This window comes from Mesorhizobium sp. BR-1-1-10 (assembly GCF_020165595.1).
In the GTDB taxonomy this organism is placed as follows: domain Bacteria; phylum Pseudomonadota; class Alphaproteobacteria; order Rhizobiales; family Rhizobiaceae; genus Mesorhizobium; species Mesorhizobium australicum.
The window spans coordinates 136,291-160,566 of record NZ_JAIUIL010000007.1; the positions used below are offsets into that span (position 1 = coordinate 136,291).

A 24,276-nucleotide genomic window follows, 5' to 3' on the forward strand; every position below is an offset into this window, starting at 1 on the left:
GCGGCGGCCTACTCGGCCGCCACTCCTTTCACCTCGAGATAGCTCTCCATGGAATCGTCCAATGCCTGCAGCCAGGGCGTATGGTGCAGCGGCGCCATGGTGCCGGTCATCAGCGAGCGGTAGGAATGGTCGCGGAAGCTCATAATGTCTTCGGCCTTGTGATGCTCCCACTCCATGAAGGTCTGGTTGACCGCCTCGACGTCGAAGCCGGGATAGTCGGTCTGGTCCATGAGTTCCTTGGTATAGTCGCCCTGGAACCAGATCATCTGCTCGGCATCCTCCAGCGTCTCCTCGCGGGCGCGCCATTTGGCGCCATGCGCCGCCATCGCCTCGGCCGACGGCAGCTTGATGCGGCCCATGATGACATCGCGCGCGAACCAGGCCTGCGCGTCGAACATGTTGAAGGTGTAGAACTGGTCCTGCATGCCGATATAGGACAGCTTCGGGTTCTTCTCCCAGACCACGCCCTCATAGAGGTCCAACGGCCACATGCGGTTGGCGGTCTTGAGCTTGAGATCGTCAGTCAGGAACGGGAAGGAATGGAGATAGCCGGTGCACAGGATGATGGCGTCGACATCCTTGGTCATGCCGTCCTTGAAATGCGCCGTCTTGCCGACGACCTTTTGCAGCAGCGGCACTTCCTTCCAATTCTCGGGCCATTTGAAACCCATCGGTTTGGAACGATAGCTGGAGGTGATCGACTTGGCGCCATATTTGTAGCACTGCGAACCGATGTCCTCGGCCGAATAGGAGCGGCCGATGATCAGGATGTCCTTGCCCCTGAACTCCATGGCGTCGCGGAAATCGTGGCTGTGCAGGATGCGGCCGTTGAAGGTCGAGAAGCCCTCGAAATAGGGCACGTTGGGCACCGAAAAATGCCCCGAGGCGACGACGACATTGTCGAACTCTTCCGAATAGGTCACGTCGTTGGTGCGGTCATGCGCGGTGACGGTGAATTTCTTCGTCTCGTCCGAGAAGGTGACCATGCGCACCGGGCTGTTGAAGCGCACCCATTTGCGCAGGCCCGACTTCTCGACGCGGCCCTTGATGTAGTCCCACAACACCGCACGTGGCGGGTAGGAGCCGATCGGCCGGCCGAAATGCTCCTCGAATGTGTAGTCGGCGAATTCCAGGCATTCCTTCGGCCCGTTCGACCAGAGATAGCGGTACATCGAGCCGTGCACGGGATCGCCATGTTCGTCGAGGCCGGTACGCCAGGTGTAGTTCCACAGGCCACCCCAGTCGGACTGCTTTTCGAAGCAGACGATCTCGGGAATCTCGGCGCCCTTGTCGGCCGCCGACTTGAAAGCCCTGAGTTGGGCCAGACCGGACGGTCCGGCTCCGATGACGGCAACGCGAGTGTTCATTCCGGGCCTCCTTTTTTTGATTTCCCCAGCGAAACAAATTTCACTGGCAGTGACAGTAATTGGCCTCTTGGTGCTGTCAACAGACATCTGCTGGAACGGCGTTTGCGCGCAGTGGATTCCTGGCGGAAAACCCGCGGGCGTCGCGATGGTCGCACTGCCGCGCGCAACATAAGATGGCTTGCCGTTGCGGTTGCGCTCCTGTATCGGCACCTGACATGTTCACCTTGAGTGAAATAAATCCTGACGATTGGGGGCGGCATGGCAAAGGCTAATTCGGATTCCAAGGCTCCCGCGAGCGCAAAGGCAAAGCCGTCGCCGAAAGTGTCGGCGGACGGCAGGACCATACGCGCGCCGCTGACACAAAACCCGCACGCCATTCGCGATACTCGCGAAAAAGTGCTGGAGGTCGCGATCGGCCGCGAGGTGCGGGCCTTCCGCAAGAAGCTCGGCATCACCGTGGCGGATCTCGCGGTCGCCACCGATATTTCGCTGGGCATGTTGTCGAAGATCGAGAACGGCATCACCTCTCCGTCGCTGACCACCTTGCAGGCACTGTCGCGGGCGCTCGGCGTTCCCGTCACCGCCTTCTTCCGCCGCTTCGAGGAAGAACGCAGCGCCGTCTTCGTCAAGGCCGGCCAAGGCCTCGACGTCGAGCGCCGCGGCACGCGCGCCGGCCACCAGTATAATCTGCTTGGCCATATCGGTTCGAACACCAGCGGCGTCGTCGTCGAGCCCTATCTGATCACGCTGACCGAGGATTCCGACGTATTCCCGACCTTCCAGCACGAGGGCATGGAGTTCCTCTACATGCTCGAGGGCGAGGTCGTTTACCGGCACGGCAGCAACCTCTACCCGATGAAGCCCGGCGACAGCCTGTTCTTCGACGCCGACGCGCCGCACGGACCGGAGCAACTGACGAAACTGCCGATGCGGTATTTGTCGATTATCTGCTACCCGCAGGGCAGTGCTGGGTAGGCGGGCCGCCGCAGCCCCTCACCCGGATTGCCCCTAGGGCAGAGGAGCCCGACGCCAGCGTTGGCGATCTCTTCTCCCCTCGGGGAGGTGGCCGCGAAGCGGCCGGATGAGGGGGCTTTTAATCCGGTCCGAACCCCGGGCTCGTCGGGCTGCCATCGTCCAGCTTCGACAGCCATTCGACCAGTGTCGGGCGAAAGCGCGTGAGGCCTTTGTAGCTGGCGAGTTCCTCGGGTAGGTCGCGGATGACGCGGTGCAGGCGCCGTGCCCATTTCGGCTGCGTCACCAGCTCGTCCATCTTGATCAGGTAGCAGCGGATCGGAAAGACGATGCCATTGGAGCGCGGCAGCCGCCAGAAGCTCTGCAGTTCGACCCGCAGATGCACCTTGTCGCCGACATTCTCCGACGTCACCGTCGCGCGGTCCGGACCCCATTTGTGATAATTCTCCGGGCTGGTGTCCAGCCGCGGATTGATGGTCATCGTCCAGTTCAGGCGCCGTGCCGGCTTGCCCTGCTGGATGTTGGTGAGGAACTTCAGCGCGCGCGTGAAAATACCCTTCTCATGCGCCAGCGGCACAGGCGCGTGCCATTCGAAGAAATTCATGCCGATGTCGAAATCGAGCGACCAGTCGGCCTGGGTGGTGACCATGCCGGCGTCCATCCACAGATTGCCGTCGCGCTGGTCGAGGATGCAGAAATCGCCCTGGCTCTGGCGGGTGATGTATTCCATCGGCCCATAAGGCAAAGTCGAGGTGTCGCCGAAGGTGAAAGTATCATCGATGCCGAGCGGCCGGTTGATCCAGCGCCAGCGGTCGCCGTCGCGCGTCAGCGTGAAATGCTCGGGATAGCCCAGCGCCTGCTGCTCCATCAAAAGCTCCAGCAGGTCCCAGCCGGCGAGCGTCATGTGCGGCAGCGACTGGCAGCGCAGGGGATCCTCGGCCAGCACCAAGGCGCGGTCCTGCATCTCGGCGACATAGTGTTCGTCGACGTCGATCAGGTTTTCGAGCACCGAGCCTTTGGGGCCGACGACATGCGGCTCGATGTTGACCGCGTACATGTAGCTGTCTTCATGGAAGGGGAACGGAAACCGCCTGATGTGCTCGGGGCTGTTCTTGAAAGTGAAGTCGTCGCGGAACGTTTCCTTGCGAAAGGTGATGCCCATTCTCGCCTCCTATCTTTCCAAGACCAGCGACCTGCCCTCGAAGCGCGACACGCACGGCATGATCTTCCTGCCCGAACGGTGCTCTTCCTCGCTCAGCCAATGGTCGTTGTGGATGAATTTGCCGTCACACGAGATGACGTTGGTCTCGCACTGGCCGCAGACGCCGCCACGACAAAGATAGGGCGGATCGACGCCGGCGGCTTCGATGGCTTCCAGCAGGCTCTGCTGCTCGCCGACGCGGATGGCCTTGCCGCTGACGGCAAGCGTCACGTCGAATGGCAGGCCGGGCTGCGGCGCCGCGAAATGCTCGTAGTGGACGGTCTCCGGCGGCCAGCCCAGGCTAGCTGCGCGGTCGCGCACCCAGTTGATCATGCCGGCCGGGCCGCAGACATAGAGGTGCGTCCCGAGCGGCTGCGAGGATAGCAACCGGTCGAGTTCGATCCGCTCCTCGAGGTCATCGTGATAGAGCCGGACGCGACGGCCGTAGCGTTCCCTCAGCACGTCGGCATAAGTGCCAAGCGAAGCGGTGCGGCAGGTGTAGTGCAGTTCGAAATTACCGCCCTCCCCCGCCAGTTGCGCGGTCTGGGCCATGAACGGCGTGATGCCGATGCCGCCGGCCAGCATCAGGTGTTTCTTGGCGCGAAGATCGAGCGAAAAAAGATTGACCGGATAGCTGATCACCATCTCCAGGCCCGGCTTGACCGACCTGTGCATGAACAGCGAGCCGCCGCGACCGACGTCGTCGCGGCGCACCGAGATGGTGTATTCGCGCGTGTCTAGCGGCGAGCCCATCAGCGAATAGGGATTGAGCCTTGTGCGCTGGCCATCGCGCATCTCGACCACGACATGGGCGCCGCCGGAAAAGGTCGGCAACAGCTCGCCATCACGCCGGCGAAAATGAAAGCGCGTGACCAGCTCATTGACCGGGACGACATCGCTGACGACGACGTCGAGCTTGGTGGTGCCGGTGCTCATCGAAATATCTCCTCCATCGGAGGAATTTCACTGCGATCCTCGGCATTGATGCAGACGCCCTGGAACGCGGCAAGGCGTCTTGAATAGTGATCGCGCACGAGAAGCAGCAGGCCACAATGCGAGCAGGTCGCCGGCTGCGTCGTCACATTCTCGGTGATGCCCTTGCAGTGCACGCACTGCATGCGCCGTGCCAGCGAGCCGCGATGCTCGGTCTGCATGGAGGTGTGGTCGATGCCGGCTTCGAGCGCCACCTGCATGGCCTGCCCGATCAGCCCTTCGGTGCCGGCGAGATAGAGGCGCAGCCCCATATGCGCGTTATCAAGCGTCTGCTTCAGACGCGGCAGCAGACTGGCGAAGGACGGGGCCACATGAAGCTGGGCTGGCTTCAGTGCTTCGAGAGCGGCACTGTATTTCCCGTCAGGACCGGGAATGAAGACGATCTCGGCACAATCGAAAAAGCCAGGTGGCGCGGTTCGGGCCATATCGGTAATCGCCAGCGCGCCTTCGGCGTCGGCGATTAACAGATGATGCCTGCCAGGCTGCGGAGACAGGGTTCCGTAAATGGGCCGGCTGATGATGGTCTTGGCTGCCATTCTCTCTTTGTGCCTCGAAAACCTTCGCTGTCGATTATGCCTCAGCCTTTCGCCGTGCGCTTGGTCTTCTTGGGATCGTCGAACGGCAAGGGCTGCGCCGTCGCCTTGATCAATCCGCTCTTGTTGCGGATTTCGAGCGTGGTGTCCTTGACCGCGCAGTTGACGTCGAGCCGGGCGATGCCCATCGATTTCTCGACCAGCGGCGAATACATGGCGCAGGTGACAACGCCGACCTTTTTGCCGTCGCGATAGACCGGAGCGCCCTCGTCCGCCGGCTCCTTGCCGTCGAGCAGGACGCCATAGATCTTGAAGCGCTCCTTGCCCTTCAGGCGATAGTGCTCCTCGGCACCGCGAAAGCCGGTCTTGCCGGGGCTGACGGTGAAGTCGAGGCCGAGCTCCCAAAGCGTATCGCCGGGGCCTTCATTCTCGAACGGATACTTTTGGGAATTGTCGTAGGGGTAGAACAGCAGGTAGCTTTCGACGCGCAGCATGTCGAGCGTGGTGAAGCGGCAGGGAATGATGCCGGCGTTCTTGCCCTCGTCGAGAATCCTGTCCCAGATCGTGCCGGCGTCCTGGCCACGGCAGAAGATCTCGTAGCCGCGTTCGCCGGTATAGCCGGTGCGCGAGATCATGACGGGAAAGCCGAACAGCTGCGTCTGCATGTGATGGAAGTAGTTGAGGTCGCGGATGCCGGGCACGTGCTTGGCCAGATAGTCGACCGCTGTTGGCCCCTGCAGCGACAAATCGTGCAGATTGTCGTCGAAGCGCAGCGACACGTCCCGTCCCGTCGCCGCCCGCTGCAGTTCCTCATGGCCGGTGCCCGAGCCGTGCACCACCATCCAGGAATTCGGTCCCGTGCGGTAGAGGATGCAGTCGTCGGTGAATTTTCCCGCCTCGTTCAGCATGCAGGCATAGGCCGACTTGCCGGGATAGATCTTTTCGACGTCACGCGTGGTGGCGAGGTCGATCAGATGCGAGGCGTGCGGCCCTGTGATGTGCACCTTCTTCAGGCCGGAAACATCCATAAGGCCGGCCTTGGTGCGGATGGCGATATATTCCTCGTCGGCATCCTTGTCGTAGGTCCAGGCGGTACCCATGCCGCTCCAGTCTTCGAGTTTCGAACCCAGCGCACGATGGCGATCCGCCAGGGTCGAAAATCTCCAGGATGCCGTCATCCGCTCGTCCTCCATTCGAAAATGCTGCTGTTCCCTGCTCCCGTGCGCCAGGCCGGGAGCTTGGTCGAATATTGATCGCAAACGCGAGAGCCCCGCAATCCCCTGCAAGCAAATAATTTCATTGTCAGGCAAAATCGCTCGTCGGAACTGAGCGGTTAACTCAGCGTAAATTCGCCTTGACAATTGCGGAATTCGGTCTGAATTTATGAAAAAAATTTCACTCTCTTGAAAGAGAGCGGCGGGCGGTGGATTCGGAACCGGGCGTCGGCAAAGAAGGGGAAAACCGATGGCAGACCTGCAGCAGCGCATCGAGGCGCTGTACCGCTCCGACTTGCGCGGATCCGCGCTCCTGATCATCTGCCTGTGGGCGACGATCCTCTTCGTCCTCTTCATGACATGGCCATACATTCCGCAGGGCGGCATCAAGGCCGTCGTCGCCATTGCCGCCGCCGCCGTGCTCATCTTCAACACGGCAGCCATCCTGGCGATGGTCAAACACTACAAGGAAGACAAGGAATTCATCTACGGGCTCGACATCAAGAACGCCGACGCATCCCGCAACCGCAAGTCCTGAGGGGAGAAACAATGTCCCGCTATACGCCGCCGGAGCAGAGCAAGGCCGGGCAAGTCTTTGACATCGCCGTTGTCGTGGTCGCCATCTTCGTGGCGCTGTGGCTGCCGCTGAAGCTTGGTCTTGCCGGTGCCGCAAAATCAATCGACGCGCTCGATGCCAAGACCTGGGAAGCGCTCGGGCAGAATCCGACCATGGCGTCGATCTGGGAAAAGCTCGGCTATACGCCCGAGACCGCGCACGACATCATCCAGAACCGGTTCCACTACATCATCGACTGGCCGACGCTGATCATCATGGCGGCCGTCCTGATCGGTTATTTCGTGTTCCTGTTCCGGGCATCCGACCGCGAATATCGCGATGTGATCAACGAGAAGTTCGACGACAGGTAAAGTTTGGCGACGAAGAATTTGGGGACACGATCATGTGGGTGGCACTCTCTTACGCATGCTGGGGCATCTCGATCGTGCTCGCGCTGTGGATGCTCTACGACTGGTTCAAGGTCGATACGAACTACTCCGAGGACGTTTTGACCTCGTCGCGTGAAGGCGAGCTTGAAGCCGCTTCCGAAAAACACCGGATCTGAGTGGGGATTGATCGATGACGGTCGCGCTTGAAAACACCACCACCACCACCACAATTCACGGCGACCGGGTATCGCTGCTTCGGGTGCTTGGCCCGGCCCATGTCTGGGCGCTCGGCGTCGGCATCGTTCTGGTCGGCGAGTTCACCGGCTGGAATTTCTCGGCCGACAAGGGCGGCGCGCTGGCTGCCCTGATCGTGTGCTGGGTCGTCGGGCTGCTCTACACCTCGGTGGCCATGATCGATTCCGAGGTGACGTCGACAGTGGCCGCCGCCGGCGGCCAGTATGCGCAGGCCAAGCACATTGTCGGGCCGTTGATGGCGTTCAACGTCGCGCTGTTCCTGGTCTTTGCCTATACGATGCTGGAAGTGTCCGATGCCATCCTGCTCGGCGACACCATCGTCGCCAAGGCGGGTGTGGAAGGGCTGACCCACAATTCCTTCATCGCCGCTACCATCGTGGTGCTGGCCTGGCTCAACTATCGCGGCGTACTGATGACGCTCAACGTCAACTTCGTCATCACGGCCATCGCCTATGTCTCGATCGTCGTCCTGTTCTTCTCGGTCAGCCCCTGGACGCAAGGCGCGGTGCTGAAGCTCAACGAACTGGTCACTCCAGGCAACGCGCTGCCCTATGGCTGGATCGGCGTCATCGCCGCCTTCCAGTTCGGCATCTGGTATTATCTCGGCATCGAAGGGACCACCCAGGCCGCCGAGGAAGTGCGCTCGCCGGCACGCTCCCTGCCCTACGGCACCATGGCCGGCATGATCACGCTGCTCATCGCCGCCGCCATGACCTGGTATGTCTGCGCCTCGCTGATGCCTTGGGAGTATCTCGGCATCACCTATTATCCGCTGTGGGACGCCGGCAAACTGACTGGCAGCCCGCTGCTTGAGAACCTCCTGTTCATAGCGACGCTGCTCGCCGCGCTTGCCTCCGCCAATGGTTGCATCAATGACGCGGCGCGCGCCTGGTTCTCGCTCGGCCGCGACCGCTATCTGCCGAGCTGGTTTTCGGCGGTGCATCCGAAATACCGCACGCCCTATCGCTCGATCCTGTTCCTGCTGCCGATCGCGCTGGCCTTCGCCTTCATCGCCGACCTCAACCAGGCGATCACCTTCTCGATCCTATCGGGCGTGCTGCAATACACTTTCATGAGCATCAACATCATGATGTTCAGGAAGAAGTGGCCGCTGGGCTCGATCCGCCGCGGCTACACGCACCCCTTCCATCCGCTGCCGGCAATCGTCCTGTTCTGCCTGTGCGTGGTGACCTTCTTCGCCATCTTCCTCGGCTTCGGCTCGCAGTTGATCGCCATGGTCGCCTTCTATTTCCTGATTTCGCTGTGGTTCCATTTCTATCGCTACAAATTCGTGCGGCGTGGGGACCAGTTCACCATGCCGTGGCCGAAACCACAGGGCTATTGATGGGAGTAGGCCCGCCCAGCATCTGGACGGGCCTTGCACGATAAAATGTCCGACGTGATATCAGCACTGCTTGCCGGGGCAATTGTCCTGGCTCTCGTCCTTCACTTTGCGTGGCAGGCGCGCCGCAGCCGAGACAGGGCCTCGGCAGCGCTCGCCGCCGACGAGGCGGGCATTCGCGCTGTCGTCGCGGATGCAGACAATGTCTCGGACGGCACCGCCGGCGTCATCACCTGGGAAGGATCATGGAACGGCCAACGCGTGCAGGTGCGCACTATTGTCGACACGCTGGCGACACGGAAACTGCCGGCCCGCTGGCTCAGCGTTTCGATCACCGAGAAGGTCTCGGTACCTGCCATTTTCGACATGATGATGCGGCCGGGCTCGCCGACGACGTTCTCCAATTTCGACCATCTCCAGCATACGCTGCCGAAGGCGCCCGGTTTTCCGGCCGAGGCGGTGCTGCGGACAGACCGCAGGGGCACACGGTTCCCGCAGAGCATCATCGCCGGCCATATGGAACCGTTTTCAGAAGGCCGCGCCAAGGAGCTGCTGATCACGCCGAACGGAGTGCGCATCGTGTGGCTGCTGGCCGAGGCCGAGCGGGCACGCTACGGTGTCTTCCGGCAAGCCGCGTTCGGTGACACACGGATCGATTCTGCGCTGATCGAGCGGTTGCTGGTATCACTCTCGGATCTGCGCGACGCCATCAACCGAAGCGAACGGCAGGCCGCATGAACACTTCAGACACCTCGCCGGCGCCAGTGAGCCCTTATCTCGTCCTGGGCGCCGCAATCGTGCTGCCGGCAAGCGGTCATGTCATTCTGGGCATCCCGGTGCGCGGACTGCAGTTTCTTTTCTTCATGGTCATCCTGGCCTGGGTGACCGCCAAGATTTCGCCGCCGGACGCCAGCTTCGTCGGCCGTCACGCCGGCGGCTTCCTGATCTATGCGCTGTCGATCCTCGACGCCTACAAGATCGCCCGCATCCGTACCGCCAAATGGGCTCATAATGCCCGGACGGAAGGAAACGATACGCAGAGCGGCATTGAGCCGCATACGTAACCAGAGGAAAATTTCTTTCATGCCATTGAATTAGAGGATTTCATTCGGTACATCATCTTAGTCACAAACGTCGGGAGGCTGACATGTGCGGAATCGTTGGACTTTTCCTGAAGGACAAGGCGCTGGAGCCGAAGCTCGGCGCGATGCTGTCGGAGATGCTGGTATCGCTCAGCGATCGCGGCCCTGACAGTGCCGGCATCGCCATCTATGGCGCGACATCCGGCAACGAGGCCAAGATCACCATCCAGTCGCCGAAGCCGGAACGCGATTTCCGCGGCCTGGACGCCGAACTCGCGAAGGCCGTCGGAGCGCCGGTGAGCATTGCGGTGAAATCGACCCACGCGGTGGTCAGGACCACGCCGGACAAGGTCGACGCGGCGCGTGAGGCCCTCCAGTCGCTCAGGCCCGACATCCGCATCATGGGCGCCGGCGAAGCGGTGGAAATCTACAAGGAAGTCGGCCTGCCCGAAGCCGTCGTCGATCGCTTCGACGTGCGCAAGATGACCGGCACGCATGGCATCGGTCATACCCGCATGGCGACGGAATCGGCAGTGACGACGATGGGTGCGCATCCTTTCTCGACCGGTGCCGACCAGTGTCTTGTGCACAATGGTTCATTGTCGAACCACAACAATGTTCGCCGCGAATTGATCCGCGAAGGCATGAAATTCGAGACCGAGAACGATACCGAAGTGGCGGCCGCCTACCTTTCCTCGCAAATGGCGCATGGCAAGAACCTCGGCGAGGCACTTGAAGGCACGCTGTCCGACCTCGATGGCTTCTTCACCTTCGTCGTCGGCACCAAGAATGGTTTTGGCGTGGTGCGCGATCCGATCGCCTGCAAGCCCGCCGTGATGGCCGAGACCGACCAGTATGTCGCCTTCGGCTCGGAATATCGCGCCCTGACCAAACTGCCGGGCATAGACAATGCGAGGGTCTGGGAACCGGAGCCCGCAACCGTTTATTTCTGGGAGCATTGAGTTCATGCCGGCAACCTCCAAGGCAACGCGCGACAGCCATGCGCGCGTCTTCGACCTCGACGTCCTGTCGCTGCGCGAACTCAATCAAGCGCTCCACAATCTGGCTCCGGGTTCGAACGAGACGGCGTGGGAAGTGCTCAACCCGAAGGGGAGCCATTCGGTCGCCGTGGGTGTCGATCATCCTGTCAGCATCGATGTGCGCGGCAGCGTCGGCTATTACTGCGGCGGCATGAACTCCGGCAGCGCCATCACCGTGCACGGCTCGGCCGGCCCCGGCGTTGGCGAGAACATGATGTCGGGTTCCATCGTCATCAAAGGCGATGCCAGCCAGTATGCCGGCGCCACCGGCAAGGGCGGGCTGCTGGTCATCGAAGGCAATGCCTCGTCGCGCTGCGGCATCTCGATGAAAGGCATCGACATCGTCGTGCACGGCAATATCGGCCATATGTCGGCCTTCATGGCGCAATCCGGCAACCTGGTAGTTCTGGGCGATGCCGGCGATGCACTGGGCGATTCCATCTACGAGGCGCGGCTCTTCGTGCGCGGCAAGGTCGACAGTCTCGGTGCGGATTGTATCGCCAAGGAGATGCGGCCCGAGCATCTTGAACTGCTGCAGGGTCTGCTCGACCGCGCCGGCGTGACCGGCGTCAAGCCGTCGGAGTTCAAGCGCTACGGCTCGGCGCGCACGCTCTACAATTTCAATATCGACAACGCCGACGCGTATTGAGGCAGCATGACCTATCGCAATCCGCCGACGACGCCGCGCAAATCCGCGACCTTCGACGACTACACGCTCTCCGAAATCCGCCGCGCCGCGGCGACCGGCATCTACGATATCAGAGGTGCCGGCGCCAAGCGCAAGCTGCCGCATTTCGATGACCTTCTGTTCCTCGGCGCCTCGATCTCGCGCTATCCGCTGGAAGGCTACCGCGAGCGCTGCGACACATCCGTGGTGCTCGGTTCGCGCCACGCCAAGAAGCCTATCGAACTGAAGATCCCGATCACCATTGCCGGCATGAGCTTCGGCTCGCTGTCCGGTCCCGCCAAGGAAGCGCTCGGGCGCGGCGCGACGCTGTCGGGCACCTCGACCACGACCGGCGATGGCGGCATGACAGAGGAAGAGCGCGGCCATTCCAAGCAACTGGTCTATCAGTACCTGCCCTCGCGCTACGGCATGAACCTGCGCGACCTGCGTCGCGCCGATGCGATCGAAGTGGTCGTCGGCCAGGGTGCCAAGCCCGGCGGTGGCGGCATGCTGCTCGGCCAGAAGATTTCGGACCGTGTCGCCGAGATGCGCACGCTGCCCAAAGGCATCGACCAGCGCTCGGCCTCGCGCCACCCCGACTGGACCGGACCGGACGATCTCGAGATCAAGATCCTCGAGCTGCGCGAAATCACCGATTGGGAAAAACCGATCTACGTCAAGGTCGGCGGCGCCCGGCCCTACTACGATACAGCGCTTGCGGTGAAGGCCGGCGCCGATGTCGTCGTGGTCGACGGCATGCAGGGCGGAACGGCTGCAACGCAGGAAGTGTTTATCGAGAATGTCGGCCAGCCGACGCTCGCCTGCATCAGGCCGGCGGTGCAGGCGCTGCAGGATCTCGGCATGCACCGCAAGGTTCAGCTCATCGTCTCAGGCGGCATCCGCAACGGCGCCGATGTGGCCAAGGCGCTGGCGCTCGGCGTCGACGCCGTGTCGATCGGCACCGCGGCACTCGTGGCGCTCGGTGACAACGATCCCCGCTGGGAGGCGGAGTACAACGAACTCGGCACCACATCAGGCGCCTATGACGACTGGCATGAGGGCAAGGATCCTGCCGGCATCACCACGCAGGACCCCGAACTGATGAAGCGGGTCGACCCCGTGGCCGCCGGGCGCCGGTTGGCGAACTATTTGAAGGTGATGACGCTGGAGGCGCAAACCATCGCCCGCGCCTGCGGCAAGAACAGCCTCCACAATCTCGAACCCGAGGACCTCGTCGCATTGACTATCGAGGCTGCCGCCATGGCCGGCGTGCCACTGGCCGGCACCAACTGGATACCGGGGAAGAACGGCTTCTGATCAACAAAGGGCCGAAGGCCATATGCTCTAGGGCCAACAATCGATAAGAAATGGGGAACTTCAGTGACAGTTGATCTTGCAGAGTTCGCAAGGGCGAAAAACGTCAAATATTTCATGATTTCCTACACTGACCTGTTCAGTGGCCAGCGTGCCAAGCTGGTACCGGCGCAAGCCATCGCCGACATGCAGAAGGACGGTGCCGGCTTTGCCGGGTTCGCCACCTGGCTCGACCTCACGCCGGCGCATCCCGACATGCTGGCGGTGCCGGATCCGGACTCGGTCATCCAGTTGCCATGGAAACCGGAAGTCGCCTGGGTCGCCGCCAACTGCATCATGGACGACAAGGACGTCGACCAGGCGCCGCGCAATACACTGAAGCGGCTGATCGCCGAGGCAGCCGCCGACGGTATGCACGTCAAGACCGGCGTCGAGGCCGAGTTCTTCCTGATCTCGCCGGACGGCAAGACGATCTCCGATGAGTACGACACGGCATCGAAGCCTTGCTACGACCAGCAAGCGGTGATGCGCCGTTACGATGTCATCGCCGAGATCTGCGACCACATGCTGGCGCTCGGCTGGGGCGCTTACCAGAACGACCACGAGGACGCTAACGGCCAATTCGAGATGAACTGGGCGTTCGACGATGCGCTGCCGACCGCCGACAAGCATTCCTTCTTCAAGTTCATGGTCAAGTCGATCGCGGAAAAACATGGGCTGCGCGCCACCTTCATGCCCAAACCGTTCCAGGGCCTGACCGGCAATGGCTGCCATGCCCACATCTCTGTCTGGGACAGATCGGGCAAGACCAATGTCTTCGCCGACAATTCGATGGAGCTCGGTCTTTCCGCCAAAGGCAAGAACTTCCTTGGCGGCATCATGAAGCACGCTTCGGCGCTCGCCGCGATCACCAACCCGACGGTCAATTCCTATAAGCGCATCAACGCGCCGCGCACCATTTCGGGCGCGACCTGGGCGCCGAACACGGTGACCTGGACCGGCAACAACCGCACCCACATGGTGCGCGTGCCCGGCCCCGGCCGCTTCGAATTGCGCCTCCCAGATGGCGCTGCCAACCCTTATCTGCTGCAGGCGGTCATCATCGCCGCCGGCCTCGACGGCATCCGCTCGAAGGCCGATCCGGGCAAGCGCTACGATATCGACATGTACCAGCATGGCCACACGGTGAAGGGCGCGCCTAAGCTGCCGCTCAACCTGCTCGATGCGTTGCGCGAGTTCGACAAGGACAAATCGCTCAAGGCGGCGCTGGGTGAGGAATTCTCGTCGGCATATCTAAAGCTGAAGCACCAGGAATGGAATTCCTATGCTTCGCACTTCACGCAATGGGAGCGCGACCACACGCTGGACATCTAGAGCATCGGACCGAAAAGTGTGACACGGTTTTCGGCAAAGGCGATGCGTCAAGAAAGTTCCTGCGTGGGGCGAGCGACCTCGGAATGAACGTATGAAATACTCGATCTTCTCGCTCGCCCGCGCCGCTCTTTCCGGCCACAAAAACTGGCAACGCACCTGGCGCGACGCCGCGCCGAAGGACCGCTACGACGTGGTGATCATCGGCGGCGGCGGCCATGGGCTGGCCACCGCCTGGTTCCTGGCCAGCGAATTCGGCATCAAAAATGTCGCGGTGCTGGAAAAGGGCTGGATCGGTTCCGGCAATGCCGGCCGCAACACCACCATCATCCGCTCCAACTACGGCCTGCCCGGCAATACCGGCTTCTACGAATTGTCGATGAAGCTTTGGGAACGGATGGAGCAGGACCTCAACTACAACGCGATGGTCAGCCAGCGCGGCGTCATCAACCTCTACCATTCCGATGCGCAGCGCGACGCCTATGCACGGCGCGGCAACACCATGCGCATCAACGGTATCGACGCCGAACTGCTCGACCTGGCGGCGGTCAAGAAGATGATCCCGTTCCTGAACTTCGACAATGCGCGCTTTCCCGTGCAGGGCGGGCTGCTGCAGCGACGCGGCGGCACGGCGCGGCACGACGCGGTGGTCTGGGGCTACGCCCACGCTGCCAGCGAACTCGGCGTCGATATCATCCAGAATTGCGAAGTCACGGGCTTTGTCAGGGACGGCAACGGCAAGGTGACTGGCGTCGAGACCTCGCGCGGCAGGATCGGCGCCGGCAAGGTCGGCATGGCGGTGGCCGGGTCCTCATCGCGCGTCGCGGCGATGGCTGGCCTGCGGCTGCCGATCGAAAGCCATGTGCTGCAGGCCTTCGTCTCGGAGGCGATCAAGCCGCTCATTCCCGGCGTCATGACGTTTGGCGCCGGCCATTTCTATGTCAGCCAGTCCGACAAGGGCGGGCTGGTCTTCGGCGGCGACATCGACGGCTACAATTCCTATGCCCAGCGCGGCAACATGCCTGTCATGGAAGATGTCTGCGAGGGCGGCATGGCGCTGATGCCGATGATAGGCCGCGTCCGGCTGCTGCGCCAATGGGGCGGCATCATGGATATGTCGATGGATGGCTCGCCGATCATCGACAAGACACCGGTCGACGGGCTCTACCTCAATGCCGGCTGGTGTTATGGCGGCTTCAAGGCGACACCCGGCTCAGGCTTCGTCTTCGCCCATCTGCTTGCTCGCGATGAATCGCACGCCGAGGCCGCCCGCTTCCGGCTCGACCGGTTCCGGTCTGGTGCTGTCATCGACGAAAAGGGCCAGGGCGCCCAACCGAACCTGCACTGAGGACAGTCGAAAAACATGCGTATTGTCTGTCCCTTCTGTGGTGAACGCGAGCTCGGCGAGTTCACCTATCTCGGCGACGCCAAGCCGGTGCGGCCGGCGCCTGGAGCGTCGGAAGATGAGGTCTACGATTACGTCTATCTGCGCGACAACATCGCCGGCGTGATGGATGAGAACTGGTATCATGGCGGCGGCTGCCGGGCCTGGCTGAAGGTCACCCGCAACACGCTGACGCACGAGATTTCGGCGGTTGAACCGGCAGCGGGTGCCGGGGCGAGGCAGGTTGCGAAATGAATATTTCCTGCCAACTCGGCGCCGCCTCTCACCTGCCTGCCGGCATCCTCTCCCCGTATAGGGACGGGGACAGGGGTGCTGCCGTCCCCGGTTTCGCCGATCGCCAGCGCTGCAAGAAGGAAGCCAACTTAGCGGCCAGCCCCCTTCTCCCCGTCACTATACGGGGAGAAGTGCCCGGCAGGGCGATGAGGGGCAGTGCTGCCCTCCGCCATGACATCGAATCGACGAGAGGCTGGACATCGTGACCTCTCAACCCCATCGTCTCACATCCGGCGGTCTCGTCGACCGTTCGGCGCCGCTGAATTTCAGGTTCGACGGCAAGAGCTTCTCCGGTTTCAAAGGCGACACGCTTGCCTCGGCACTGGTTGCCAACGGCGTCAAGCTGGTTGGCCGCTCGTTCAAGTACCATCGCCCGCGCGGCATCCTGACCGCGGGATCGGAAGAACCTAACGCGCTGGTGGAGCTGCGCAGCGGTGCACGGCGCGAGCCGAACACCAAGGCGACGACAGCGGAGCTCTATGAAGGGCTCGACGCCGCCAGCCAGAACCGCTGGCCGTCGCTCGCCTTCGACGTGATGTCGGTCAACCAGCTGTTCGCGCCGATCTTCGTCGCCGGCTTCTACTACAAGACCTTCATGTGGCCGGCGAAGTTCTGGGAAGCGATCTATGAGCCGGCGATTCGCCGCGCCGCGGGTCTCGGCCGTGCAGCCGGCATTGCCGATCCGGATCATTACGACAAGGCGTGGGCGCATTGCGACGTGCTGATCGCCGGGTCCGGCCCGACGGGCCTCGCAGCCGCCCTCGCAGCAGGCCGCAGCGGCGCCCGCGTCATCCTGTGTGAAGAGGACTTTGTTCCCGGCGGGCGCCTGCTTGCCGATGGCGGCATGATCGACGGCATGCCTGCCGACGAATGGATCGCGCGCACGCTCAGTGAGCTTGCCGCCATGCCTGATGTCCGCATCATGACGCGCACGACGCTGTTCGGCGTCTATGATGGCGGCACCTATGGCGCGATCGAGCGTGTCAGCGACCATCTGCCCTCGCCGCCGGAGCACCAGGTGCGCCAGCGGCTATGGCGGATCGTGGCCAAGCGCTGCGTCGTCGCGGCAGGCGCGCTCGAACGGCCAATCGTCTTTGCCGGCAACGACACGCCGGGCGTGATGATGGCGTCCGCCATGCGCAGCTATATCGCACGTTATGCCGCGGCACCGGCGAGACGCATCGCGCTGTTCACCAACAACGAGGACGGCTGGCGCACCGTCGAGGCAGCGCTCGGGGCGGGACTGCAGGTCGCCGCCGTGATCGACGCGCGCGCCGAAATCTCGTCCGAGCACCGCTCGCTTGCCAGCAAGGGCGGCTTTGCGGTTCTGCATGGCTCCGTCAGCGGCATCGATGGCGGCAAGAATGGTGTGCGCAAGATTTCCGTCTCACTCACCGGCGGCGCGCGTGCCGAAGTGGAAGCCGATGGGCTTGCCGTTTCCGGCGGCTGGAACCCGGCGGTCGGGCTCACCTCCTATCATCGCGGCCGGCCGAAATGGCGCGACGATATCGCCGCCTTCGTGCCCGACGGCGCGCCTCCGGGAATGGTCGCGGCTGGTGCCGCCAACGGCGCCTTCGGGCTTGGCGCCTGCTTGCGCGAAGGATTTGCGGCGGGCGCGGCTGCGGCACGTGATGCCGGACACGGCAATGGCTCAGGCTCCACGCCGGTGGCCGACGACGAAGCCTTTTCACTGGCGCCGCTTTGGCACGTTGCCGGCAAAGGCAAGGCTTTCGTCGACCAGCAGCATGATGTCACCGCATCGGATATCGAGCTGGCGCAGCGCGAAGGGTTCGAATCGGTCGAGCACCTGAAGCGCTACACCACGCTCGGCATGGCGACCGACCAGGGCAAGACCTCGAACGTCGCCGGCCTCGCCATCATGGCGGCGGTCACGGGCAAATCCATTCCCGAGACCGGCACGACAATCTACCGGCCTCCCTATGTGCCGGTCGCCATCGGCGCCTTCGCCGGCCATCATCGCGACGAGAATTTTCACGCCACGCGGCTGACGCCGTCGCATCACTGGGCCGCCGAACAGGGCGCGATCTTCGTCGACACCGGCCTGTGGAAGCGCGCGCAATGGTATCCGCGCGCCGGCGAGAAGGATTGGCTGGAATCGGTGACCCGCGAGGTCAAGGCGGTGCGCTCAGGCGTCGGCTTCTGCGATGTCTCGACGCTGGGCAAGATCGACGTGCATGGCGCGGACGCCGGCGCCTTCCTCGACCGCGTCTACATCAACACCTTCTCCGCTCTTGCGGTGGGAAAAGCGCGCTACGGGCTGATGCTGCGCGAGGACGGCATCGTCTATGATGACGGCACCACGTCGCGGCTGGCCGAGGACCACTATTTCCTCACCACCACCACGGCCAAGGCCGGGCTGGTGATGCAGCATCTCGAATTCTGCCGGCAGGTGCTGTTTCCGGAACTCGATGTGCAGTTAACCTCGGTCTCCGACCAGTGGGCGCAATTTTCCATTGCCGGACCCAAAACCCGCGACCTGTTGAAAGAGATCGTCGATCCCTCGGAAGACCTTTCCAACGAAGGATTCCCCTTCATGGGCGCACGCGAAGTCGCGTTGCGCGGCGGCGTCAGGGCGCGGCTGTTCCGCATCTCGTTCTCAGGCGAAATGGCGTTCGAGATTTCGGTGCCGGCGCACTACGGCGAGGCGATGGCGCGCAATCTGATGATTGCGGGCAAGCCGTTCGGCGTGACGCCTTACGGCACCGAGGCACTCGGCGTCATGCGCATCGAAAAGGGTCACGTCGCGGGTCCGGAACTCAGCGGCACGACCACCGCGGCCGATCTTGGCCTCGGCAAGATGATGTCCACCAAGAAGGATTTCATCGGCCGCGTCATGGCCGGACGCGAAGCGCTGATCGCAGCGGATCGGCAGGTCGTCGTCGGCATCAAGCCGACCGACAAGGCCCGGCGCCTGCGTTCCGGCGCGCACATCATTCCGAAGGGGCAGACACCCGGGCCCGACAACGACCAGGGCTACGTCACCTCGGTTTGCTTTTCGCCGACATCAGACCAATGGATCGGGCTTGCACTTGTCGAGCGCGGCCGCGAGCGGTTCGGCGAGATCGTGCATGCGCACGATCCGCTACGCGGCGAGGATTACGATTTGGAACTGTGCAACCCTGTCTTCTATGACCCGGATGGAGGGCGCCAGCGTGGCTGAGTTTTCCTGGGAAACCCGCAGCCCTCTCCACCGCGCACTCGTCGCCGGTCCACACGGCGCGCGAGGCGACGCCGGCGTGACCCTGAGCGAGATCCGCAATTTCGACCTTGTTCAGGTGATGGCGCGGCGCGGCAAGACGGCCGAGATGGCGAGCGCCGCGAACGCGCATTTCGGCGTGACGGCGCCGGAAACACCGAAGACGGCCGCAGCAGCCGAAGCCACGCTCATCTGGTCGGGACCGGATCAGTTCTTCGTGCTGTCGAAAGGCAGACACACGGTGGAGTCGCTGGCCCCGGTTTTCGCGACCTCGGCTTCGCTCTCGGACCAGTCACATGCGCGGGTGTTGATCAGCATTTCCGGCAACAAGGCGCGCGCCCTGCTCGCCAAACTGTCGTCGATCGATCTGTATTCGGCGGCGTTCCCGGTCGGAGCCGCGGCAACCACCTCGATGGATCACACCAGCGTCACGCTGTGGCGTGGCAATGATGCGCCGGACGGACAGGCTGTTTTCACCGTTCTGGTGTTTTCGACCTTCGCCGAAAGCCTGTGGCACACTATGCTGGACTCGGCTGCCGAGTATGGTGTCGAGATCGGGCATTCGGAGGACTTGGCGTAGCACTGCGCTTCTTCCCCGCCTTGCCAAACTCCGCTCCGCTGCTATTCTTGCTGCTAAAATAATTTCACGCACAGGCAAACTTGTTTCTCGAACCGCAAGGCTGAGATGAGCCAGTCGCCCTACCCCACCGTGACAGCCGGACCGCCCAGGCCAAGCCTGATCCTGCGGCCTGGCCAGATCGCGCTGCCGGCCGGCATGGAGCGCTATACCGTACAGGGGAATGGCGCGGTGCTGATCGAGGTCGAGGCCGGCGATACGATCACGGTTCGCAACGTCGAGGGAGGCCAGGCCTGCGAGCTGCTGGCTTGGGACAGGTCAGGCGCCAGCGATCCCGGCATTCTCAGTGAAAAATCCAACAGCAATGCCGCCGGCATCAAGGCGCTGCTCACCGAGGGCGACGACAGTCTTTCGGCGGTGCGCCGCGGCCTCGAACGCCGCCAGGTTCAGCTTGGGCAGGCCGAGGCGGTGCGCGTGTTTGGCGGCATGACACCAGCCGGTACCGAGCAGGCATTCACAGTCGCGCGCGACGGCGCGATGCTGATCGCCGCACCCGGCGGTCCGATGCTGGTCGACGGGCACGACACAGCGACGCCGCTCAGCGTCGTCGTGCGGCGCAACACGATCCGCCTGAAAACGAAATCCCGGCTTGCCGATCCATTGGCCGATCCGATGCTCGATTTGCGCGTCCATTCGGCGACGGCGGAATCGTATTTCGTCAAGGCGGGCGACTATCTGCAGATCATCGATGTCGACGGGCGCCAGTGCACCGACTTCCAGTGTTTCTCGGCCCGCAAGCTGGACAAGGGGCTCGACCATCCGCTCGACGTCACGACCACGCGCACGCTGATGGGCGCGAGCTATCCGATGCCCGGTCTGCATTCGAAATATTACGACCAGGACATGGAACCGCTGGTTGAGGTGGTGCAGGACACATGCGGCCGGCACGATGCCTTCGCGCTCGCCTGCGCGGCGAAATATTATGACGACATCGGCTATCCCGGCCACACCAACTGCTCGGAGAACTTTAATCGCGCGCTGGACGGCAAGGGCGTCAATCCCCGCGCCGGCTGGATGGCGATCAACTTCTTCTTCAACACGGCGATCGACGCCCATGGGGTCATGGTGTCGGACGAGCCATGGTCGCGGGCCGGCGACTATGTTCTGCTCAAAGCGCTGACCGACATCGTCTGCGTCTCCTCGGCCTGCCCCGACGACACGACGCCGGCCAATGGCTGGGACCTGACCGACATCCACGTGCGGACCTATTCCGGCCAGCACAAATTCTCGCGAGCGATCGCCAGACGCATGACGCCTGATTCGGAACCGAAAATGACCCGCGAGACAGCTTTCCATTCGAGCTTTGCCAAACACACACGCGACTTCGTCGAGTACAGGGGCTATTGGCTGGCCAATTCGTTCGCCAGGGAAGGCGCTATCGCCGAATATTGGGCCTGCCGGCAGGATGCCGTGATCATGGACCTGTCGCCGCTGCGCAAGTTCGAAGTGACCGGCCCGGATGCCGAAGCGCTGCTGCAATATACGCTGACGCGTGACGTCAAGAAGCTCGGCGTCGGCCAGGTCGTCTACTCCGCCATGTGTTACGAACATGGCGGCATGATCGACGACGGCACGCTTCTGCGGCTCGGCAAGGACAATTTCCGCTGGGTTGGCGGCGACGATCTGTCCGGCGAATGGCTGCGCGAGACGGCGACAAAACTCGGCCTCAACGTGCTGGTGCGCTCGTCCACCGACCAGATGCACAACATCGCCGTGCAGGGACCAAAGAGCCGCGCCATCCTGAAGGAGGTGATCTGGACCTCGCCCGTGCAGCCATCGATCGAGGAACTCGAATGGTTCCGCTTCGCCGTCGCCAGGATCGGCGGCGGCAACGGCATCCCCGTCGTCGTCTCGCGCACCGGCTATACCGGCGAACTCGGCTACGAGATTTGGTGCCATCCGCGCGACGCGCAACAGGTCTTCGACGCGATCTGGGAGGCCGGCCAGCCGCATGGGCTGAAGCCTATGGGCCTGCAGGCGCTCGACATGGTGCGCATCGAGGCCGGACTGATCTTCGCCGGTTACGAATTTTCCGACCAGACCGATCCGTTCGAGGCCGGTATCGGCTTCACCGTGCCGCTGAAGAGCAAGACCGACGATTTCATCGGCCGCGAGGCGTTGATCCGGCGCAAGGATCATCCGCAGACAAAGCTGGTCGGCCTCGACATCGACAGCAATGTCGCCGTCGGCCATGGCGACTGCGTCCATGTCGGCCGCGCCCAGATCGGCATCGTCACGTCGGGCATGCGCTCGCCGGTGCTGAGCAGGAACATCGCGCTGGCGCGGCTCGACGTCGCTCATGCCGCTGTCGGCACGGAGGTCGAGATCGGCAAGCTCGACGGCCACGCCAAGCGGCTGCCGGCTCGGGTCGTGGCCTTTGCCCATTACGATCCGCAAAAGACCAAACCACGTTCCTGACCTGCCCTTTTGGGACTCGCAAAGCGCCCGCCGGCCGCACCGCCGGACGCTTTGATGTTCGCGCGCGCAAGCGTGATGTGCATGGTTTCACAAATCGCTTGACGTGACGGCGCGCCGGATCAATCTTCACTCCTAAGAAAAAAATACGACTGAGTGGAAACACTGCGGCCGGAACGATCATTTGCCGGGGAGTAAGTTTCGCGTAGCCGAGGCATCACTGGCGGGGAACATCGAAAAAGGGGAACTCATCCACATGAGCACAATAAGTACGGTCCTGGACCAGCCTGCCGAAAGCAAGCTGCTCAGGCATATCGACTGGCGCGGCGCCTTCTGGGTGGCGAGTGGCGTTCCGGCGCTGGTCCTGTTCTCGATCGGCGGCATTGCCGGCACGACGGGAAAGCTGGCGTTCCTGATCTGGACGGTCTCCATGATCATGGGCTTCCTGCAATCCTTCACCTATGCCGAGATCGCCGGCCTGTTCCCGAACAAGTCCGGCGGTGCCTCGATCTACGGCGCCACGGCCTGGCTGCGCTACTCCAAGTTCATCGCGCCGCTGTCGGTGTGGTGCAACTGGTTCGCCTGGTCGCCGGTGCTGTCGCTCGGCTGCTCGATCGCCGCCGCCTATATCCTCAATGCACTGGCGCCGGTGCCGCTGTTCACCGAGGCCTCGCCCGATGTCGTCGCCTACATCGCCGCGCATGCCGGAACGGCACCTGCCGACGCCATCACCGCGGTGACCGCCGCCGCGACGCCGGCGATCCGCAACTGGACGCTGTGGAGCCACACGCTAGGCCCGGTGTCCTTCACGCTCAATGCCACCTTCTTCATCGGCGCGGTGCTGATGCTGATCATCTTCTCGATCCAACATCGCGGCATTCTGGGCACTGCCAGCGTGCAGAAATATATCGGACTGCTGGTCATTATCCCGATGCTGATCGTCGGCGTGGTGCCGATCTTCACCGGCCAGATCGACTGGTCGAACTTTTCGCCTCTGGTGCCGCTCGCCGCCGCCTATGCACCTGAGCCCGGCTCCTGGAACATCGCCGGCTGGACATTGGCGCTCGGCGGCATGTTCATCGCCGCATGGTCGACCTACGGGTTCGAAACCGCCGTCTGCTACACGTCGGAGTTCAAGAACCCGGGTACCGATACGTTCAAGGCCATCTTCTATTCCGGCCTGCTCTGCATGCTTTTGTTCATCCTGGTGCCGTTCACCTTCCAGGGCGTGCTGGGCTTGAACGGCATGCTGGCAACACCGATCGTCGACGGCTCCGGCGTGGCCGATGCGCTGGCCGGCATGGTCGGCGGAGGCAGGCTTATCCACAGCCTGCTGATGATGCTGATGATCCTGGCGCTGGTGCTGTGCATCATGACGGCGATGGCCGGCTCGTCGCGCACGCTCTACCAGGGCTCGGTCGACGGCTGGCTGCCCCGTTATCTCAGCCACGTCAACGAGCACGGCGCGCCGACGCGGGCCATGTGGACCGATCTCTGCTTCAATCTGGTCGTGCTGGCGATCGCCTCGGCCGACGCGACGAGCTTCTTCTTCATCCTCGCCGTGTCGAACTGCGGCTACATCATCTTCAATTTCCTCAACCTCAATGCCGGCTGGATCCACCGCATCGACAACGGCCATATCGCACGGCCGTGGAAAGCACCGAGCTGGCTCTTGGGGATCGGGGCGATCTTCGCCTACGTCAACGCGATCTTCATGGGCGCAGGCGCCAAGGTGTGGAACCCGATGGCGCTGTGGGCCGGACTGATCACGGCGGCGCTGATCATCCCGGTGTTCTGCTTCCGCCACTACATCCAGGACAAGGGCAAATTCCCCGACCACATGCTGGCCGATCTCGGCATGGCGGGAGCCGACCTTTCGGTCAAGAAGGCGGGCATGCTGCCCTATCTGACGCTGGTCGCCGGCGTGGCGGTCATGCTCATCGCGAATTGGGTGTTCGTCATCTGATGGTCTGACTGCGGCCTAAATCATTGCATCAAGGAAAACCGGCCGGTCGCAAATCGACCGGCCGGTT

The 24,276-nt window shown here is 62.8% G+C and carries 22 protein-coding genes; 17 read left to right on the forward strand and 5 right to left on the reverse strand.

Annotation, left to right across the window (positions count from 1 at the left end):
• Positions 1-8: 8 nt before the first annotated feature.
• Entirely contained in the window at positions 9-1,367 is a 1,359-nt protein-coding gene (locus LB555_RS16965; RefSeq protein ID WP_224683314.1) for an NAD(P)-binding domain-containing protein, read from the reverse strand.
• Positions 1,368-1,625: 258 nt separating this feature from the next.
• On the opposite strand from LB555_RS16965, the gene LB555_RS16970 reads away from it, so the two are divergent.
• The gene (locus LB555_RS16970) at positions 1,626-2,342 is read left to right on the forward strand and encodes a helix-turn-helix domain-containing protein (RefSeq protein WP_015318901.1); all 717 of its coding nucleotides are present in this window, start codon (positions 1,626-1,628) and stop codon (positions 2,340-2,342) included.
• Between the two features lie 118 nt (positions 2,343-2,460).
• Here LB555_RS16970 and LB555_RS16975 read toward each other — a convergent pair whose 3' ends face one another.
• From LB555_RS16975 to LB555_RS16990, 4 genes are read right to left on the reverse strand one after another with little or no spacing between them, the layout of a single operon-like run.
• Positions 2,461-3,501 carry a heme-dependent oxidative N-demethylase family protein gene (locus tag LB555_RS16975; protein ID WP_140724665.1) on the reverse strand — a complete coding sequence of 347 codons (1,041 nt, stop codon included), beginning with the start codon at positions 3,499-3,501 and terminating at the stop codon, positions 2,461-2,463.
• A gap of 9 nt (positions 3,502-3,510) precedes the next feature.
• A complete protein-coding gene (locus tag LB555_RS16980; RefSeq protein ID WP_015318903.1) occupies positions 3,511-4,476 on the reverse strand; it encodes a PDR/VanB family oxidoreductase in 966 nt (321 codons plus the stop codon).
• Positions 4,473-5,069 carry a dimethylamine monooxygenase subunit DmmA family protein gene (locus LB555_RS16985; RefSeq protein ID WP_224683315.1) on the reverse strand — a complete coding sequence of 199 codons (597 nt, stop codon included), beginning with the start codon at positions 5,067-5,069 and terminating at the stop codon, positions 4,473-4,475. The genes LB555_RS16980 and LB555_RS16985 overlap by 4 nt, the downstream gene beginning before the upstream one ends.
• Positions 5,070-5,110: 41 nt before the next feature.
• Entirely contained in the window at positions 5,111-6,244 is a 1,134-nt protein-coding gene (locus tag LB555_RS16990) for an aminomethyltransferase family protein (protein WP_224683316.1), read from the reverse strand.
• A gap of 286 nt (positions 6,245-6,530) precedes the next feature.
• Here LB555_RS16990 and LB555_RS16995 point away from each other — a divergent pair, with 286 nt between their 5' ends.
• The 16 genes from LB555_RS16995 to LB555_RS17070 all read left to right on the forward strand — a co-directional run bounded on the left by LB555_RS16995 (position 6,531) and on the right by LB555_RS17070 (position 24,209).
• Positions 6,531-6,818 (forward strand): hypothetical protein, encoded by a 288-nt coding sequence (locus tag LB555_RS16995; protein ID WP_140617370.1) that lies wholly within the window; start codon positions 6,531-6,533, stop codon positions 6,816-6,818.
• 11 nt (positions 6,819-6,829) lie between these two features.
• Positions 6,830-7,207: a hypothetical protein gene (locus LB555_RS17000; protein ID WP_015318907.1), complete on the forward strand. Its 378-nt coding sequence runs from the start codon at positions 6,830-6,832 to the stop codon at positions 7,205-7,207.
• A 32-nt stretch (positions 7,208-7,239) separates the two neighbouring features.
• Entirely contained in the window at positions 7,240-7,401 is a 162-nt protein-coding gene (locus tag LB555_RS17005) for a hypothetical protein (RefSeq protein WP_015318908.1), read from the forward strand.
• Positions 7,402-7,415: 14 nt separating this feature from the next.
• Positions 7,416-8,825 (forward strand): APC family permease, encoded by a 1,410-nt coding sequence (locus LB555_RS17010; protein ID WP_224640882.1) that lies wholly within the window; start codon positions 7,416-7,418, stop codon positions 8,823-8,825.
• Between the two features lie 45 nt (positions 8,826-8,870).
• Entirely contained in the window at positions 8,871-9,560 is a 690-nt protein-coding gene (locus LB555_RS17015; RefSeq protein ID WP_224683317.1) for a hypothetical protein, read from the forward strand.
• On the forward strand, positions 9,557-9,886 hold the full coding sequence (locus tag LB555_RS17020) for a hypothetical protein (protein ID WP_224683318.1): 330 nt from the start codon (positions 9,557-9,559) through the stop codon (positions 9,884-9,886). The genes LB555_RS17015 and LB555_RS17020 overlap by 4 nt, the downstream gene beginning before the upstream one ends.
• 83 nt (positions 9,887-9,969) lie before the next feature.
• On the forward strand, positions 9,970-10,866 hold the full coding sequence (locus LB555_RS17025) for a class II glutamine amidotransferase (protein WP_015318912.1): 897 nt from the start codon (positions 9,970-9,972) through the stop codon (positions 10,864-10,866).
• 4 nt (positions 10,867-10,870) lie between these two features.
• On the forward strand, positions 10,871-11,593 hold the full coding sequence (locus tag LB555_RS17030) for a GXGXG domain-containing protein (protein ID WP_140661474.1): 723 nt from the start codon (positions 10,871-10,873) through the stop codon (positions 11,591-11,593).
• Between the two features lie 6 nt (positions 11,594-11,599).
• Positions 11,600-12,928 carry an FMN-binding glutamate synthase family protein gene (locus LB555_RS17035; protein WP_015318914.1) on the forward strand — a complete coding sequence of 443 codons (1,329 nt, stop codon included), beginning with the start codon at positions 11,600-11,602 and terminating at the stop codon, positions 12,926-12,928.
• Between the two features lie 63 nt (positions 12,929-12,991).
• Positions 12,992-14,299 (forward strand): type III glutamate--ammonia ligase, encoded by a 1,308-nt coding sequence (glnT, locus tag LB555_RS17040; protein WP_140878046.1) that lies wholly within the window; start codon positions 12,992-12,994, stop codon positions 14,297-14,299.
• A gap of 91 nt (positions 14,300-14,390) precedes the next feature.
• Positions 14,391-15,644: a sarcosine oxidase subunit beta family protein gene (locus LB555_RS17045; RefSeq protein ID WP_140715124.1), complete on the forward strand. Its 1,254-nt coding sequence runs from the start codon at positions 14,391-14,393 to the stop codon at positions 15,642-15,644.
• A gap of 15 nt (positions 15,645-15,659) precedes the next feature.
• Positions 15,660-15,935, forward strand: a complete 276-nt coding sequence (locus LB555_RS17050; protein ID WP_140617375.1) for a sarcosine oxidase subunit delta — start codon at positions 15,660-15,662, stop codon at positions 15,933-15,935.
• Positions 15,936-16,176: 241 nt separating this feature from the next.
• Positions 16,177-19,155, forward strand: a complete 2,979-nt coding sequence (locus LB555_RS17055; RefSeq protein WP_224683319.1) for a sarcosine oxidase subunit alpha — start codon at positions 16,177-16,179, stop codon at positions 19,153-19,155.
• Positions 19,148-19,771, forward strand: coding sequence for a sarcosine oxidase subunit gamma (locus LB555_RS17060; protein ID WP_140878185.1), 624 nt, complete (start codon positions 19,148-19,150; stop codon positions 19,769-19,771). Before LB555_RS17055 ends, LB555_RS17060 begins: the two co-directional genes overlap by 8 nt.
• A 105-nt stretch (positions 19,772-19,876) precedes the next feature.
• On the forward strand, positions 19,877-22,246 hold the full coding sequence (locus LB555_RS17065) for a DUF1989 domain-containing protein (protein WP_224683320.1): 2,370 nt from the start codon (positions 19,877-19,879) through the stop codon (positions 22,244-22,246).
• A 253-nt stretch (positions 22,247-22,499) separates the two neighbouring features.
• Positions 22,500-24,209, forward strand: coding sequence for an APC family permease (locus LB555_RS17070; RefSeq protein ID WP_224683321.1), 1,710 nt, complete (start codon positions 22,500-22,502; stop codon positions 24,207-24,209).
• Positions 24,210-24,276 lie beyond the last annotated feature (67 nt).

Coding starts and splice junctions, on each gene's coding strand:
- LB555_RS17050 (WP_140617375.1), top strand. CDS start 15,660: ATGCGTATTGTCTGTCCCTTCTGTGGTGAACGCGAGCTCGGCGAGTTC.
- LB555_RS16995 (WP_140617370.1), top strand. CDS start 6,531: ATGGCAGACCTGCAGCAGCGCATCGAGGCGCTGTACCGCTCCGACTTG.
- LB555_RS17025 (WP_015318912.1), top strand. CDS start 9,970: ATGTGCGGAATCGTTGGACTTTTCCTGAAGGACAAGGCGCTGGAGCCG.
- LB555_RS17005 (WP_015318908.1), top strand. CDS start 7,240: ATGTGGGTGGCACTCTCTTACGCATGCTGGGGCATCTCGATCGTGCTC.
- LB555_RS17070 (WP_224683321.1), top strand. CDS start 22,500: ATGAGCACAATAAGTACGGTCCTGGACCAGCCTGCCGAAAGCAAGCTG.
- LB555_RS16970 (WP_015318901.1), top strand. CDS start 1,626: ATGGCAAAGGCTAATTCGGATTCCAAGGCTCCCGCGAGCGCAAAGGCA.
- LB555_RS17045 (WP_140715124.1), top strand. CDS start 14,391: ATGAAATACTCGATCTTCTCGCTCGCCCGCGCCGCTCTTTCCGGCCAC.
- LB555_RS17015 (WP_224683317.1), top strand. CDS start 8,871: ATGTCCGACGTGATATCAGCACTGCTTGCCGGGGCAATTGTCCTGGCT.
- LB555_RS16990 (WP_224683316.1), bottom strand. CDS start 6,244: ATGACGGCATCCTGGAGATTTTCGACCCTGGCGGATCGCCATCGTGCG.
- LB555_RS17020 (WP_224683318.1), top strand. CDS start 9,557: ATGAACACTTCAGACACCTCGCCGGCGCCAGTGAGCCCTTATCTCGTC.
- LB555_RS17000 (WP_015318907.1), top strand. CDS start 6,830: ATGTCCCGCTATACGCCGCCGGAGCAGAGCAAGGCCGGGCAAGTCTTT.
- LB555_RS16980 (WP_015318903.1), bottom strand. CDS start 4,476: ATGAGCACCGGCACCACCAAGCTCGACGTCGTCGTCAGCGATGTCGTC.
- LB555_RS17010 (WP_224640882.1), top strand. CDS start 7,416: ATGACGGTCGCGCTTGAAAACACCACCACCACCACCACAATTCACGGC.
- LB555_RS17030 (WP_140661474.1), top strand. CDS start 10,871: ATGCCGGCAACCTCCAAGGCAACGCGCGACAGCCATGCGCGCGTCTTC.
- LB555_RS17065 (WP_224683320.1), top strand. CDS start 19,877: ATGAGCCAGTCGCCCTACCCCACCGTGACAGCCGGACCGCCCAGGCCA.
- LB555_RS16965 (WP_224683314.1), bottom strand. CDS start 1,367: ATGAACACTCGCGTTGCCGTCATCGGAGCCGGACCGTCCGGTCTGGCC.
- LB555_RS16985 (WP_224683315.1), bottom strand. CDS start 5,069: ATGGCAGCCAAGACCATCATCAGCCGGCCCATTTACGGAACCCTGTCT.
- LB555_RS16975 (WP_140724665.1), bottom strand. CDS start 3,501: ATGGGCATCACCTTTCGCAAGGAAACGTTCCGCGACGACTTCACTTTC.
- LB555_RS17035 (WP_015318914.1), top strand. CDS start 11,600: ATGACCTATCGCAATCCGCCGACGACGCCGCGCAAATCCGCGACCTTC.